Origin of the sequence: Candidatus Competibacter phosphatis (assembly GCF_012939995.1) — a bacterium.
GTDB lineage: Bacteria > Pseudomonadota > Gammaproteobacteria > Competibacterales > Competibacteraceae > Competibacter > Competibacter phosphatis.
Genome location: NZ_SPMZ01000009.1, coordinates 106,048 through 119,525, shown reverse-complemented (window position 1 = coordinate 119,525; position 13,478 = coordinate 106,048). Strand labels below are relative to the sequence as shown.

Below are 13,478 nucleotides of genomic sequence, written 5' to 3'. Positions count from 1 at the left end.
GGTTTCGGCCACCGCGAAATTGACCCCGCTGACCCCGACTTCACCCGCGAAAAACTTTTCACGCAAGATCTTGCGGGCGATGGCGTTGAGTTCCTCGACTACTTCGGTATACGGCGTATTGGGAATCTTGTCGTGAAACAGTCGCGCGATCTGATCGCGGTTCTTGTGAATGGCCGGCACGATGATGTGCGAGGGCGTTTCATGATCCAGTTGGATGATGTACTCGCCGAGATCGGTTTCCAGCGCCTCGATGCCGCGTTCGTCCAGGAAGCGATTGAGGTGCATTTCCTCCGACACCATCGATTTGCCCTTGATGACGCGGGTGGCGTTGTGGCGCCGAATGATTTCCAGACAAATCTGGTTGGCTTCGGCAGGCGTCTCGGCCCAATGCACCTGAATACCGTTTTCGGTGCAGTTCCGCTCCAGTTTCTCCAGCAACTCCGGCAGGTTACGCAGCGCGCGCTGACGGATGGCGTCGCCGCGCATTCGCAGTTGCTCGAAGGCTTCCCGGTCGGAAAACAGATTCCGACGCCGTTGCCCCAAGGTGTCCATGGCGGCGCGGAGGTTGCGGCGCAGTTGGCCGTCGTTCAGGGCCTTTTTGAAATTCCGAGGAAAATCGACCACGGTCTCGGTCATTGAGTGCGCTCCAGCAGGAATTCGGCGATGTGTTTGGCGGGAATCGGACTGTTGCGATGCTTCAGCGCTCCACCGATGTTCATCAAGCAACCGCAGTCGCCGGAAAGAAGCAGGGCAGCGCCGGTTTGCTCGATATCCGCGACCTTGTCGGCCACCATCGCCGAGGAGATATCGGCCTGCTTGACTGAGAAAGAACCGCCGAATCCGCAGCATTCGCGTTCCCGTTGCAGCTCGATCATTTCGACGTTTTTCAACTGATGAAGCAGCGATTTGGCGTATGCGATCACCTGCATCTCGCGCAGCGCGCTACAGGAGGAATGCCAGGTAATTTTGATCGGTTGTCCCCGATCATCCAGCTTGATGTTGAGCACCTTGACCAAGAATTCGGTCAGTTCGAAAACACGGTCGGAGAAGCGCTGCGCTTCGGCGGCTTCGGGCGTGTCGGCGAACAGTTTGGGGTAATGGTGTTTCAGCATTCCGCCGCAGGAGCCGGATGGAACGATGATCGGGTAATCCTTGGGAAACGCCCTGAGTTGCTGGCGGGCGACCTTGCGGGTTTCTTCGCGGAAGCCGGAATTGTAAGCGGGTTGGCCGCAGCAGGATTGTTGCTGGGGATAAACGACCTGAATGCCTTCACGGCGCAGCAGTTCGATGCCGGCCATTCCGGCTTGGGGATAACACAGGTCGATCAGGCAGGTACCGAAGTAATACACCTTCTCGGGACGGGCGGGCATGGTTGTATCTTCTCCGACTTTGGTGGGTTGTGCCGCCTACATGCCGCCGCCCGGTCTGGGTCAGTGGTGTGGTGGCTTCTCGTTTTATTTACCAACTGGGCCAGCCGCGAGCTGGCATTATTGGTAATGTGGTCTGACCAATTTATAGCAGCTCATTTTTGGGATTGCAAGTATTTGGTCATATGGTCTGACCAAAGTTTTGCTAAGCTAATAACGAGACCGCAAACGATGCGTTGGTCGTGGGGTTTTGTAAGTAAGGCTGGGTAGGACAACGAGAGCCACATGGCACAATGGCCATGATATCGAGTTCAACGTTTGGGCAAGATCATGCAATTCGAAACGATTAACCCTCCGAAAGTCTCGGATGCCATCGTCAGCCAGATCGAACAGTTGATTCTGGAAGGCGTTCTCAAGCCGGGCAAACGACTACCTCCAGAGCGGGAGCTGGCTCAGGAGCTCAGCGTATCCCGTCCGTCACTGCGGGAAGCGATCACCACGCTGAAATCCCGAGGTCTCTTGCAGAGCCGGCGGGGTGGGGGGAATTTTGTGGTCGATGTCGTTGCGCCCGTCCTCACCGATCCCTTGATCGAACTGCTGAAAAAGCATCCCAAGGCCATGTTCGACGTGCTGGAGTTGCGCCATGCCCTGGAAGAAGTGGCGGCTTATTTCGCCGCGCTTCGCGCCACCGATGCCGACCGGGAAATTCTGCGTTGTCGTTTCGCCGAGTTGGAGGAGATCCAGCGCGGCGTTCGTGAGCCCCAACACGACGCGGTGGTGGACGCCAACTTTCATCTCGCCATCGCCGATGCTTCTCATAATGTCGCGCTGATTCATGTGATGCGCGGCTTGTTCGATTTGTTGTTGGGGAATATCAGTCGTTCGTTGGAGCGGTTGTACACGCGCGAAAGCAGCTACGCGGTCATCCATGCGCAACATCAAGCGATCCTGAAGGGGGGTCTTGGATCGCGATCCAGATGCCGCTCGGCAGGCCGCCCATGTCCATCTCTCCTTCGTCGAATCCACGCTGCGCGAGCTCGGCGAAGAAGACGTTCGACAGGAGCGCTCGCAACGGCGCTTGCATAGTCTGCTGGATTTGGAAGCCAACACTTGATCGTGGCCTCGCTTGGGCCTGGTCGAACGGCGAGGCTGGGGTTGGCCGAGTTGCTTGAACGGCCTTGGCGAAAAGGGCCTGACGAGTCGATGTTGGATGTTGAAAGTATTCCACGCCTTTGGGAGCGATGATGACCACTCATGTTGAAGACACCGGCGAGCTTTTGAACGCCACCGCCGAATTGACCATCGCTGGCAGGAAGATCAGCTTGGAAATGCCGGTGCCGGCCGGGCCGACGCGGTTGAGCAACCTGCTCCCTTTCCTGCGTTATTTGACCGATCGATTCGTCGATTTCTCGGTGGAAAACGCGCAAGCGGAGGGGCTGGCGGTATCGTGCAAAAAAGGCTGCGGTGCTTGCTGTCGGCAACTGGTTCCCATTTCGGCGATCGAAGCGCGGCGGCTACGGGAAGTGGTGGACCAAATGTCGGAACCCCGGAAATCCACCATTCTGGCTCGTTTCGAGGAGGCGAGACCACGGTTGCAAGCAGCCGGCTTGCTGGAGAAGCTGCGCGAACCGAACCGTATTGGCGACGATGAGGTCGATCCGATCGGACTGGCCTATTTTCAGCAGGGAATCGCCTGCCCATTTCTGGAGGACGAATCGTGTTCGATCTACGAGGAGCGTCCCCTGGCTTGCCGCGAGTATCTGGTCGTCAGTCCGGCTGAAAACTGCGCTCGGCCGACCGTGGATTCGATCAAGCCCGTGCCCATCGTTGTGCGGGTTGCCAAGACGCTCAGGGCGCTGAATGTCGAAAAAAACCCTTCCACACCCCGTTGGGTGGCGCTGATCCTGGCGTTGGAGCAGGCGGAAGCGGACGCTGGTCTGGATGAAGTGCCGCCGCAACCCGGTCCCGCGCTGGTGCGGGAAATATTCAGTCGCCTCAGCGGGCGGGACGCGGGGAACGGCTGAATGCGTTCAGGGATTATCCACCAGTTGCGAGCGTAATTCGGCTGACCGGGCGTGCGCCGTCAAGCCTTCGCCGCGCGCCAATACCGAAGCGGTGCGGCCCAGCGCCGCCGCCCCGGTTGGCGAGCAATGAATGATGCTGGTCCGCTTCTGGAAGTCGTACACCCCCAGCGGCGAGGAAAAGCGCGCGGTGCGTGAGGTCGGCAGCACATGGTTGGGGCCGGCGCAGTAATCGCCTAGCGCTTCGGCGGTGTAGCGGCCCATGAAGATCGCGCCGGCGTGGCGGATCAGCGGCAACAGTTCTTCCGGCTTCTCCACCGATAGTTCCAGGTGCTCCGGGGCGATGAAATTGGCCACCCGCGCTGCTTCGGCCAGATCGCGTACCTGAATTAGCGCCGCTCTCCGGCACAATGAAGCCTCGATGATGTCTCGCCGTGCCATCTCCGGCAGCAGGCGCTCGATGCTGGCGGCAACTCGCTCCAGGAACGCCGGGTCCGGGCTGATCAGGATCGGCTGGGCGTCCTCGTCGTGCTCGGCCTGTGAAAACAGGTCCATGGCGATCCAGTCGGGATCGGTCAGCCCGTCGCAGACCACCAGGATTTCCGACGGTCCGGCGATCATGTCGATGCCCACCGCGCCGAACACCTGCCGTTTGGCGGCGGCGACATAGATGTTGCCCGGACCGACGATCTTGTCCACCCGAGGTACGGTGGCGGTGCCATAGGCCAGCGCGGCGATGGCCTGCGCCCCGCCGAGGGTGAACACCCGATCCACCCCCGCCACGGCGGCGGCGGCCAGCACTAGATCGTTGAGCGCGCCGCCCGGTGTCGGCGCCACCATCACCACTTCCGGCACGCCGGCCACCTTGGCGGGAATGGCGTTCATCAGCACCGAGGACGGATAGGCGGCCTTGCCGCCGGGCACGTACAGCCCGACTCGATCCAGCGGCGTCACCTGCTGGCCGAGCACACTGCCGTCAGCTTCGGTGAAGGTCCAGGAGGCCAGTTTTTGCCGTTCGGCATAGGCGCGGATACGGTCGGCGGCGGTTTCCAACGCCGCGCGCCGCTCGGTGGGAATGGTGGCCAACGCCTGCCGCAGGCGCTCGGCGGGGATTTCCAGGTCGGCGGCGCAAGCGGCGTCCAGTCGGTCGAAGCGATGGGTGTAATCGAGCAGCGCGGCGTCGCCCTCCGTCCGCACCCGCGCCAGAATGTCGCGCACCACGGCGGTCACGGCTTCGTCGGCGACCCCTTCCCAGGCGGTCAGGGTTTCCAGGCGTGGCCAGAAATCGGCATCGGCGGTGTTCAGGCGTTGGATATTCGGCATGAGCGGCATTCCGGTATGGATACTCCCCTCGTCCGCTAGTGGGAGAGGGGATATTGTTCAGACGCCAACGGCGGCGGCCATGCGGGCCATGATCGCCTTGATCCGGGCGTGTTTCATCTTCATGGCGGCCTTGTTGATGATCAGCCGCGAGCTGATGTCGGCGATATGTTCCAGCGGCGCCAGCCCATTCGCTTGCAAGGTCTTGCCGGTATCCACCACGTCGACGATGTAATCGGCCAGCCCGACCAGCGGCGCCAGTTCCATCGAACCGTATAGCTTGATGACCTCCACCTGCCGACCCTGGTCGGCAAACCAACGCCGGGTGGTGTTGATGTATTTGGTGGCGATGCGAGTGCGGTTCAAGCGTGGCCGGTGCTCGGGATCGCCGGCCACCATCAACCGGCAGCGGGCGATCTTCAGATCCAGCGGTTCGTATAGCCCTTCGCCGCCGTGTTCCAGCAGCACGTCCTTGCCGGCCACGCCCAGATCGGCGGCGCCGTACTGCACATAGGTCGGTACGTCGGTGGCGCGGATGATCACCAGTTTCACGTCGGGCTGGTTGGTGTCGAGGATCAGCTTGCGGCTGGTTTCCGGATCGTCGGTCGGCACGATGGCCGCCGCCGCCAGCAGCGGCAGGGTTTCCTTGAAGATGCGGCCCTTGGATAGGGCGATGGTCAGCGTTGGGGTCATTGGCGTTCAGCCCGGTGTCCGGCGGATGCGCGCGCCCAGATGCGATAGCTTTTCCTCGATGCAATCGTAGCCGCGGTCGATGTGATAAATGCGGTCGAGGACGGTATCGCCGTCGGCGACCAGCGCCGCCAGGATCAGGCTGGCCGAGGCGCGCAGGTCGGTGGCCATGACCGGCGCTCCGGTCAGTCGGGGTACCCCGATACTGACGGCGGTGTTGCCTTCCAGCTCGATTTGCGCGCCCATCCGTTGTAGTTCGTTGACGTGCATGAAGCGGTTTTCGAACACCGTTTCGGTGATCACGCCGGTTCCCTCGGCGACGGCGTTGAGCGCGACGAACTGGGCTTGCATGTCGGTGGGAAAGGCTGGATAGGGCGCGGTGCGGATGCGTACGGCCTTGGGTCGGCGGCCGAGCATGTCCACTTCGATCCAGTCGGGACCGGTGTTGACTTGGGCGCCGGCCTCTTCCAGTTTGAGCAGCACCGCTTCCAAGATTTCCGGGCGAGTGTCCTTCATTTTGACCCGGCCGCCGGTGATCGCCCCCGCCAGCAGGTAGGTGGCGGTTTCGATCCGGTCCGGCAGCACCTGATAGTGGGCGCCACCGAGACGCTCGACCCCTTCGATCACCAGGGTATCGGTGCCGGCCCCGTCGATCCGCGCGCCCATCGCTGTCAGGCAGTCGGCCAAATCCACCACTTCGGGTTCCCGGGCGGCGTTCTCGATCACCGTGGTGCCCTGAGCCAGCGTGGCGGCCATCAGCAGGTTTTCGGTGCCGGTCACCGTGACCAGATCCAGTACGATGTGCGCACCTTGCAAGCGGCCGGAGCGGGCGCGAATATAGCCGTTCTCGACCTTGATGTCGGCGCCCATCGCTTCCAGTCCCTTGATGTGCAAATTGACCGGCCGCGAGCCGATGGCGCAGCCGCCCGGCAGCGACACTTCGGCCTGACCGAAGCGAGCCAGCAGCGGTCCCAGTACCAGGATCGAGGCGCGCATGGTGCGTACCAATTCGTAGGGTGCCTGGAAACTCTGGATCGTGCGCGGGTCCACCTGGATGTTCATCCGCTCGTCGACCACCAGGTCCACGCCCATGCGGCCCAACAGCTCCATGGTGGTGGTGACATCCTGCAAGTGCGGGACGTTGCGAATGATGACCGGCTCGTCGGCCAGCAGGGTGGAGGCCAGAATCGGCAGCACCGCGTTCTTGGCGCCGGAAGCGCGCAGTTCGCCGAACAGCGGTACGCCGCCATTGATGATGAGTTTGCTCATGAAGGCATGGTCCGCCGGGTCAGGATGGTAGTTTTTGCCAAGCGTCCGGCGTATAGGTCTTGAGGGACAGGGCGTGGATTTCCTCGCGCTCCATGCGCCCGCCCAGCGCCGCGTACACCAGCCGGTGCTGCTGCAACAGCGACTTGCCGGCGAAGGCTGTGCTGATGACCACCGCCTCGAAATGGACGCCGTCATCGCCGCGGACCGTGGCCCGTGCGTCCGGCAGTTGTTCTTCGATCAGACGTTCGATGTCTTGTGCTTGCATCGCGGTCAATCCTGGCTCGATGAGAAAGGGTGATTGGGGGAGCGGTTGGGGTCGGAACGTGAGAAGCGGAGCGCAGGGCAGTTCGCCGTCAGGCGGTGGGCAGCAACGTTTCCAGATCGACGACTCGGATGATGGCGCGCATCTGTGCCGGGATGTCGACGAAGAGCAGTTCCCGCTGGCGGCGGCGCGCTTGGCGTAGCCATTGCACCAGCAGAGCCACTCCCGCGCTGTTGGAGCGGCTGATCCCGCTGAGATCGATGCGGAGCAGCGGAGTGTCCGCGAACAGCGCTTCGGTGGTTTCCCACAGCTCCGCGACGGAATCGAAATTCAGCTCGCCCTGGACGCGCAGGATGTCGCCGTCACGGCTGACCCGCGCCGAGGTCATCAGCGCGGTCCTTGGGCGGTGTTGCGCTGCTGGAGATCGGCGATGACCGAGTCCATGCCGTTGGCGCGGATCTGGCTGGCGAAGGTGCTGCGGTAGTTGGTGACCAGACTGACCCCGTCCACCTTCACATCGTAGACTTTCCAGCCATCGTTGTTGAGATGCATGCTGTAGTTGATCTGGATCGGTCGCCCAGCTTTCAGTTGCACTTCGGTCTTGACCGTCACCTCGCTGCCGTCCCCCACGGTCGGTTGCGGCAGCAGCCGAATGTCTTCGCCGGAATACTCCAGCAACGCCTTGGCGTAGGTGCGGACCAGCAAGGTGCGGAATTCCTCGGTGAAGCGACGGCGCTGATCGGGGCTGGCCTGTTGCCAGGCCCGGCCCAACACCCAGCGCGACATCAGTTCGAAATCGAAATTGGGCAACACGATCTGATCGACCAGTCCGTAAATCTGCCCTGGGTCCCGGTCGAGCTTCGCGCGGTTTTGCCGCAAGGCATCGATCATTCGCGTCGAGGTGTCCTGGATCACATCCTGCGGGGGTTTGACGGCGGCTTCGATGGCGCCGCCGCCCAACGCCAGCAGCAGTAGGCCGAGAGCGATCACTCGTTTCATCGGATTGGCTCACTCTTTAATCTAGGAAACAGGGGGCGGCGTTCGCGGGGATGCCGCTGGCCGCATCGTCAATGACGGGAATTTGTCTCATGTTCACGCCGGCGAGCCCGGATCGGAAAGGGCGCGGTCGGTCAGGGCGTCTTGGGTGGCGCGGATTCGCCCGACGCCATGTTGGTAAACACCCGCCCGATCAGTTTTTCCAGCACCAGTGCCGATTGGGTCAGCTTGAGCGTCCCGCCCTCCTTGAGATAGCTATCCATGCCGCCGGGTTCCAACCCGACGTATTGTTCGCCCAGCAATCCCGAGGTCAGAATGCTGGCGCTGGAGTCCGTCGGCAAGCGGTCGTACTTGGGATCGATGGACATCGTGACCACGGCTTCGTAGCTTTGCGGGTCCAGGCCGATGCCGACGACCCGGCCGACACGCACGCCGCCCAGCGTGACCGGGGCGCGGGCCTTGAGGCCGCCGATGTTTTCGAAATGGGCGGTGACGCGGTAGCCTTCATCGTTTCCCAAGCTGCTGAGGTCGCTCACCTTGATCGCCAGCATGAAAAACGCCGCCAGTCCCAGCGCGACGAACAGGCCGACCGCCAGCTCCAGATTCTTTTGTTTCATGATTACCACTCTCCGAACATCAGGGCGGTCAGCAGGAAATCTAGGCCCAGCACCGCCAGCGAGGTGTCCACCACGGTGCGGGTGGTGGCGAGACTGACGCCTTCCGAAGTCGGCTGCGCCTGATAGCCTTCGAACAAGGCGATCCAGTTGGCTACCAGCCCGAACACGGTGCTCTTGATGAGGACGCCGTTGCCGACGTCGGCGAGCAACTGCACTTTCGCTTGCATCTGTGCCCAGAACGAGCCGCCGTCCACGCCCAGTTGCACCACCGCGACCAGGTAGCCGCCCAGGATGCCGACCGCAGTGAAAATGCCGGTCAGCAGGGGTACCGCGATGCAGCCGGCCAGGAAGCGCGGGGCCAGCACCCGGGGAAACGGGTCGACCGCCATCATCTGCATGCTGGCCAGTTGTTCGGTGGCCCGCATCAGCCCGATCTCGGCGGTCAGCGCCGAGCCGGCCCGGCCGGCGTACAGCAGCGCGGTCAGCACCGGCCCCAACTCCCGGATCAGGGACAGCGCCACCACCGTGCCCAGCGAGGAGGTCGCGCCGAAATCCACCAGGTTGGCGTATCCTTGCAGGCCCAGCACCATGCCGACGAACAAGCCGGAGACCAGGATGATGGGCAGCGACAGCACGCCGACCGCGTGCAGTTGCTTGACCAGCAGACCGGGGCGGCGGAACAGAAACGACAGCGCGCGCAGCAGTTGCAGCAGGAACAGATTGGCCCGGCCCAGCCGAGCCAACCGATCCAGTGCGAAGCGCCCCAATTCCGCCAGCGACGCCATCATGACGGAGTGCCCGTCAGCAAATCGGTTTCGTAAGGCGGCGCCGGATAGTGAAAGGACATCGGACCGTCGGGCAGGGCATGCATGAATTGATCCACCCAAGGCGAAGCGGAGTGGCTCAAATCCTGTGGCGTGCCGTGCTCCACCACCTGACCGTCGGAGATCAGATAAAGATAATCGGCGATGGCGGCGGTTTCCTTGACATCGTGCGAGACGATGATGCTGGTCAGATCGAGCGCGTCGTTGAGGGTGCGGATCAATTTCACCAGCACGCCCATCGAGATCGGATCCTGACCGGCGAACGGTTCGTCGTACAGGATCATCGTCGGGTCGAGCGCGATGGCGCGGGCCAGCGCCACCCGACGAGCCATGCCGCCCGACAGTTGCGACGGCATCAAGGCGTGGGCACCGCGCAGGCCGACCGCTTCCAGTTTCATCAGCACCAGGGTGCGGATCAGGGATTCCGGCAGGCGGGTGTGCTCGCGCAGCGGGAAGGCGACGTTGTCGAACACGCTCAGGTCGGTGAACAGCGCGCCGCTCTGAAACAGCACGCCCATGCGCTTGCGCAGTTGGTACAGTTCCTTGCGGCCGAGTTCGTGGACACAGATGCCATCGACCTCGATGCGACCGGCATCGGGGCGGATCTGGCCGCCGATCAACCGTAGCAGCGTGGTCTTGCCGGTGCCGCTCGGCCCCATGATAGCGGTGACCTTGCCGCGCGGGATGGTCAGATCCAACTCTCGGAAGATACGGTGTTCGCCGCGACTGAACGATAGGCGGCGCATGGTTACCAGAGGGTCGTCGTGGGGCGGAGCGAAGTCCGAACGGGCGCTGATTGCGAGCATCTTTTTGTTAAACTTGAGAATAACGGCTGGAGCGGATGCATAAAAGGATTGCTATCTTCCGGCCAAGTCGTCGGCAAGTCAAATGACCGCTATCGGCTCCTAGCCGCCGCCGCCCCAGATGTTCTTGGCAATTTCCGAGGTATATGGCTATCTTTGGGAGCGATACGGGTCGATTGGTCGGCCGGCGAACATATTCCCTGACTGGCTATACCTTATTTCCGCGCGCGTAACCCCGGTGGCAGAAACCAGCCCGGCGGATCGTTCAAGACGGCGCCGGATAGTCTATGCTGTTGCGAAGTCGGATGGGTCCGACACTCCCTCAACCACTTGTGAAGGTAGGATCATGGCGAAGAAGTACATTTACAAATACACCGAAGGCGATGGCAAAAATAAGATGTTGCTGGGCGGCAAGGGCGCCAACCTTTGCGAGATGACCCAGATCGGCCTGCGGGTGCCGCCGGGCTTCGTGATTTCCACCGAAGCCTGCTTGGACTACATCAACGCCAACAATCGCCTGCCCGATGGGATCATGAGCGACTTGCGCGAACACATGGCTTGGCTGGAGCAGGAAACCGGCAAGCAATTCGGCGGCGCCGGCAATCCCCTCCTGGTTTCGGTGCGCTCCGGTTCCGCCATGTCCATGCCGGGCATGATGGACACCATTCTCAATCTCGGGTTGAACGAAAAGACACTTGCCGGCTTGATCAAGCTGACCGGCAACGAGCGCTTTGGTTATGATGCCTACCGCCGCTTTATCCAGTTGTTCGGCAAGATTGCGCTAGGCGTGGATGACCATTACTTCGACGAGCACTTCGAGGCGATCAAGCGCCGCGCCGGGGTGAAGGTGGATGTGGCCCTGAGCGCCGAAGATCTGCGCGATATCGGCCAGTTGTTCCTGCAAGTCGTCCAGGAGCAGACCGGGCGGCCGTTCCCGCAAGATCCCTATGAGCAGTTGGAGCTGGCGGTCAAGGCGGTGTTCAACTCGTGGATGGGTCAGCGCGCCGTGGACTACCGCCGCGAGTTCAAGATCACCCCGGAGCAGGCCAACGGCACCGCCGTCAATATCGTGACCATGGTGTTCGGCAACATGGGTAACGATTGCTCGACTGGCGTGGGTTTCACCCGCGACCCCGGCACCGGCGAAAACGTCATGTACGGCGAGTATCTGGTCAACGCCCAGGGCGAGGACGTGGTCGCCGGTATCCGCACCCCGAAGCCGGTCGCGGAGATGAAGGACGAAATGCCGTCACTGTATGCGCAACTCGTCGAACTACGTAACAAGCTGGAAGGTCATTACCACGAAGTGCAGGACTACGAGTACACCATCGAGAAGGGTGTGCTGTACTGCCTGCAAACCCGCAATGGCAAGATGAATGCCCAGGCCATGGTGCGTAGCTCGGTGGAAATGGCCAAGGAAGGTTTGATCACCCGCGAAAAGGCGTTGTTGCGGATCGATCCCGAGTCGCTCGAACAGATGATGTTCCCGCAGCTTGATCCCAAGCAAAAAGTGGCGCCGGCGGCGCTGGGAATGGGTGCATCTCCCGGTGCTTCGTCGGGCAAGATCGTGTTCGATGCCGACACCGCGGTGAAACGCGGGCGCGGCGCCAACGAGAAAATCATTCTGGTGCGCGAGGAAACCAAGCCGGAAGACATCCATGGCTTCTTCGCCGCCGTGGGTATTCTGACCAGTCGCGGCGGCAAGACCTCCCACGCGGCGGTCGTGGCGCGCGGCATGGGCAAGCCCTGCGTGGTCGGCGCGGAAGACATCCTGGTCAACGTGCATCAGCGCCAAGCCATCATCGGCGACAAGGTGCTGCATGAGGGCGACGTGGTCACCATCGACGGCGGCACCGGCCAAGTCTATCTGGGCGCCGTTCCCACCGTCGAGCCAGAGTTCACCCCGGAATTGCGTACCTTGCTGAGCTGGGCCGATGAGATCGCCACTCTCAAGGTGATGGCGAACGCGGACACCCCGGAAGCGGCGCAGCGCGCTTCCAACTACGGCGCGATGGGTATCGGCCTGTGCCGCACCGAGCGCATGTTCAATGCCAAGGAGCGGTTGCCGCTGGTCCTGGAGATGATCCTGGCCGAGACCACCGAGGACCGCGAAGCGGCGCTGGCCAAGCTGCTGCCGATGCAGCGCAGCGATTTCAAGGAAATCTTCCGGGTGATGGCGCCGCGTCCGGTCACGGTGCGCCTGCTCGATCCGCCGATTCACGAGTTCCTGCCTTCCGAGCAGACCCTGATCGACGACATCGAGCATCTGCGCCATCTGCGCCATACCGCCCAGGGCTTGGAAGCGATCAGCCAGATTCTCAGCCAGGTCAACCCGAAGGCCGTCGAGCAGCTCGGTATTCTCAACGACAGCCACCTGGTTGCCGACGTGCTGGCCAAGAAGGAAGAAATCCTGCAGAAGGCGCGCGCCCTGCACGAAATCAACCCGATGCTGGGTCATCGCGGCGTCCGCCTGGGTCTGACCTATCCCGAGATTTACAAGATGCAGATCCGCGCCATTCTGGAAGCGGCGGCGGAATGTATCCAAGAGAAGGTGAACGTCCATCCCGAAATCATGGTGCCGCAGGTGTGCACCGTGGAAGAGTTGAAGCGGGTGAAGGCGTTGGTCGACGAAGTGCTGCCCCAGGTCGAGGCCAAGTACGCGGTCAAGGTGCATTTCGAGTTCGGCACCATGATGGAAGTGGTGCGGGCCTGTCTGCGCGCCGGTGAAATTGCCGGTGTCGCCGAATTCTTCTCGTTCGGCACCAATGACTTGACCCAGGCCACGTTCTCTTTCTCGCGCGAGGATGCCGAGAACAAGTTCCTGCCGTTCTACAACTCCGCCAAGATCCTCAAGGACAATCCGTTCGAAGCGCTGGATACGGCGGGCGTCGGTCAGTTGATGCAGTTCGCGGTCGAAAATGGCCGGAAGACTCGCGGTGGTCTCAAGGTCGGCATTTGCGGCGAACAGGGCGGTCATCCGGCTTCGATGCGCTTCTGCCACTATGCTAACCTGACCTACGTGTCCTGCTCGTCGCCTCGGGTGCCGATTGCCCGGTTGGCGGCGGCGCACGCCAAATTGCTGGAAGAGGAGTTCAAGCCGGCCACAACCGGCTGAGAACGGGCGGCACCGCTTCGGGCGGTGCCGCTATCGGAAATGCCAAGGGCGGCGCTGGCCGCCCTTTTTTTCGTGTGAAAGCCACTGTCGAATCCAGCAGGCTTGTTTGGGTTTGACGATCAGCCGAAGCCGGGTCTTTTAATGGGCTAATGAATCCATGGCGATGATCGAAGGCGATGAACAGTGGTTCGTCG

The 13,478-nt window shown here is 61.9% G+C and carries 14 protein-coding genes; 3 read left to right on the top strand and 11 right to left on the bottom strand.

The genetic code is table 11. The features are described 5' to 3' along the window. Together E4P82_RS03180 and E4P82_RS03175 are read right to left on the bottom strand one after the other, a co-directional pair. The coding region (locus E4P82_RS03180; RefSeq protein WP_169247533.1) for an LUD domain-containing protein at positions 1-636 on the bottom strand (636 nt) is incomplete at its 3' end. Then, the gene (locus E4P82_RS03175; RefSeq protein WP_169247532.1) at positions 633-1,370 is read right to left on the bottom strand and encodes a (Fe-S)-binding protein; all 738 of its coding nucleotides are present in this window, start codon (positions 1,368-1,370) and stop codon (positions 633-635) included. The genes E4P82_RS03180 and E4P82_RS03175, both read right to left, overlap by 4 nt. Positions 1,371-1,697: 327 nt before the next feature. Between E4P82_RS03175 and E4P82_RS03170 the strand changes: the two genes are divergently transcribed. Both E4P82_RS03170 and E4P82_RS03165 read left to right on the top strand, forming a co-directional pair. Next, the gene (locus E4P82_RS03170; RefSeq protein ID WP_246327327.1) at positions 1,698-2,453 is read left to right on the top strand and encodes a GntR family transcriptional regulator; all 756 of its coding nucleotides are present in this window, start codon (positions 1,698-1,700) and stop codon (positions 2,451-2,453) included. Positions 2,454-2,611: 158 nt separating this feature from the next. Next, entirely contained in the window at positions 2,612-3,391 is a 780-nt protein-coding gene (locus E4P82_RS03165; protein WP_211203003.1) for a YkgJ family cysteine cluster protein, read from the top strand. A gap of 6 nt (positions 3,392-3,397) precedes the next feature. Here E4P82_RS03165 and hisD read toward each other — a convergent pair whose 3' ends face one another. The 9 genes from hisD to E4P82_RS03120 all read right to left on the bottom strand — a co-directional run bounded on the left by hisD (position 3,398) and on the right by E4P82_RS03120 (position 10,172). Further along, entirely contained in the window at positions 3,398-4,711 is a 1,314-nt protein-coding gene (hisD, locus tag E4P82_RS03160; protein ID WP_169247530.1) for a histidinol dehydrogenase, read from the bottom strand. 57 nt (positions 4,712-4,768) lie between these two features. Next, the gene (hisG, locus tag E4P82_RS03155; RefSeq protein WP_169247529.1) at positions 4,769-5,401 is read right to left on the bottom strand and encodes an ATP phosphoribosyltransferase; all 633 of its coding nucleotides are present in this window, start codon (positions 5,399-5,401) and stop codon (positions 4,769-4,771) included. A 6-nt stretch (positions 5,402-5,407) separates the two neighbouring features. Next, positions 5,408-6,667, bottom strand: a complete 1,260-nt coding sequence (murA, locus tag E4P82_RS03150; protein WP_169247528.1) for a UDP-N-acetylglucosamine 1-carboxyvinyltransferase — start codon at positions 6,665-6,667, stop codon at positions 5,408-5,410. A gap of 19 nt (positions 6,668-6,686) precedes the next feature. Continuing rightward, positions 6,687-6,932 carry a BolA family protein gene (locus E4P82_RS03145; RefSeq protein WP_169247527.1) on the bottom strand — a complete coding sequence of 82 codons (246 nt, stop codon included), beginning with the start codon at positions 6,930-6,932 and terminating at the stop codon, positions 6,687-6,689. 88 nt (positions 6,933-7,020) lie between these two features. Beyond that, positions 7,021-7,317 (bottom strand): STAS domain-containing protein, encoded by a 297-nt coding sequence (locus E4P82_RS03140; protein WP_169247526.1) that lies wholly within the window; start codon positions 7,315-7,317, stop codon positions 7,021-7,023. After that, on the bottom strand, positions 7,317-7,928 hold the full coding sequence (locus E4P82_RS03135; protein WP_169247525.1) for an MlaC/ttg2D family ABC transporter substrate-binding protein: 612 nt from the start codon (positions 7,926-7,928) through the stop codon (positions 7,317-7,319). Before E4P82_RS03135 ends, E4P82_RS03140 begins: the two co-directional genes overlap by 1 nt. A gap of 131 nt (positions 7,929-8,059) precedes the next feature. After that, complete coding sequence (mlaD, locus tag E4P82_RS03130; protein WP_211203002.1) at positions 8,060-8,542, bottom strand: outer membrane lipid asymmetry maintenance protein MlaD; 483 nt, start codon at positions 8,540-8,542, stop codon at positions 8,060-8,062. A gap of 2 nt (positions 8,543-8,544) precedes the next feature. Beyond that, positions 8,545-9,330, bottom strand: coding sequence for a lipid asymmetry maintenance ABC transporter permease subunit MlaE (gene mlaE / locus E4P82_RS03125; RefSeq protein ID WP_169247524.1), 786 nt, complete (start codon positions 9,328-9,330; stop codon positions 8,545-8,547). Continuing rightward, positions 9,327-10,172, bottom strand: a complete 846-nt coding sequence (locus E4P82_RS03120) for an ABC transporter ATP-binding protein (RefSeq protein ID WP_169247523.1) — start codon at positions 10,170-10,172, stop codon at positions 9,327-9,329. Before E4P82_RS03120 ends, mlaE begins: the two co-directional genes overlap by 4 nt. A 343-nt stretch (positions 10,173-10,515) precedes the next feature. Between E4P82_RS03120 and ppdK the strand changes: the two genes are divergently transcribed. After that, positions 10,516-13,284, top strand: coding sequence for a pyruvate, phosphate dikinase (gene ppdK / locus E4P82_RS03115; protein WP_169247522.1), 2,769 nt, complete (start codon positions 10,516-10,518; stop codon positions 13,282-13,284). Positions 13,285-13,478 lie beyond the last annotated feature (194 nt).

What these genes read in the sequence shown, in the direction of transcription:
- E4P82_RS03175 (WP_169247532.1), bottom strand. Translation starts at nt 1,370, where the DNA reads ATGCCCGCCCGTCCCGAGAAGGTGTATTACTTCGGTACCTGCCTGATC.
- E4P82_RS03170 (WP_246327327.1), top strand. Translation starts at nt 1,698, where the DNA reads ATGCAATTCGAAACGATTAACCCTCCGAAAGTCTCGGATGCCATCGTC.
- E4P82_RS03165 (WP_211203003.1), top strand. Translation starts at nt 2,612, where the DNA reads ATGACCACTCATGTTGAAGACACCGGCGAGCTTTTGAACGCCACCGCC.
- hisD (WP_169247530.1), bottom strand. Translation starts at nt 4,711, where the DNA reads ATGCCGAATATCCAACGCCTGAACACCGCCGATGCCGATTTCTGGCCA.
- hisG (WP_169247529.1), bottom strand. Translation starts at nt 5,401, where the DNA reads ATGACCCCAACGCTGACCATCGCCCTATCCAAGGGCCGCATCTTCAAG.
- murA (WP_169247528.1), bottom strand. Translation starts at nt 6,667, where the DNA reads ATGAGCAAACTCATCATCAATGGCGGCGTACCGCTGTTCGGCGAACTG.
- E4P82_RS03145 (WP_169247527.1), bottom strand. Translation starts at nt 6,932, where the DNA reads ATGCAAGCACAAGACATCGAACGTCTGATCGAAGAACAACTGCCGGAC.
- E4P82_RS03140 (WP_169247526.1), bottom strand. Translation starts at nt 7,317, where the DNA reads ATGACCTCGGCGCGGGTCAGCCGTGACGGCGACATCCTGCGCGTCCAG.
- E4P82_RS03135 (WP_169247525.1), bottom strand. Translation starts at nt 7,928, where the DNA reads ATGAAACGAGTGATCGCTCTCGGCCTACTGCTGCTGGCGTTGGGCGGC.
- mlaD (WP_211203002.1), bottom strand. Translation starts at nt 8,542, where the DNA reads ATGAAACAAAAGAATCTGGAGCTGGCGGTCGGCCTGTTCGTCGCGCTG.
- mlaE (WP_169247524.1), bottom strand. Translation starts at nt 9,330, where the DNA reads ATGATGGCGTCGCTGGCGGAATTGGGGCGCTTCGCACTGGATCGGTTG.
- E4P82_RS03120 (WP_169247523.1), bottom strand. Translation starts at nt 10,172, where the DNA reads ATGCTCGCAATCAGCGCCCGTTCGGACTTCGCTCCGCCCCACGACGAC.
- ppdK (WP_169247522.1), top strand. Translation starts at nt 10,516, where the DNA reads ATGGCGAAGAAGTACATTTACAAATACACCGAAGGCGATGGCAAAAAT.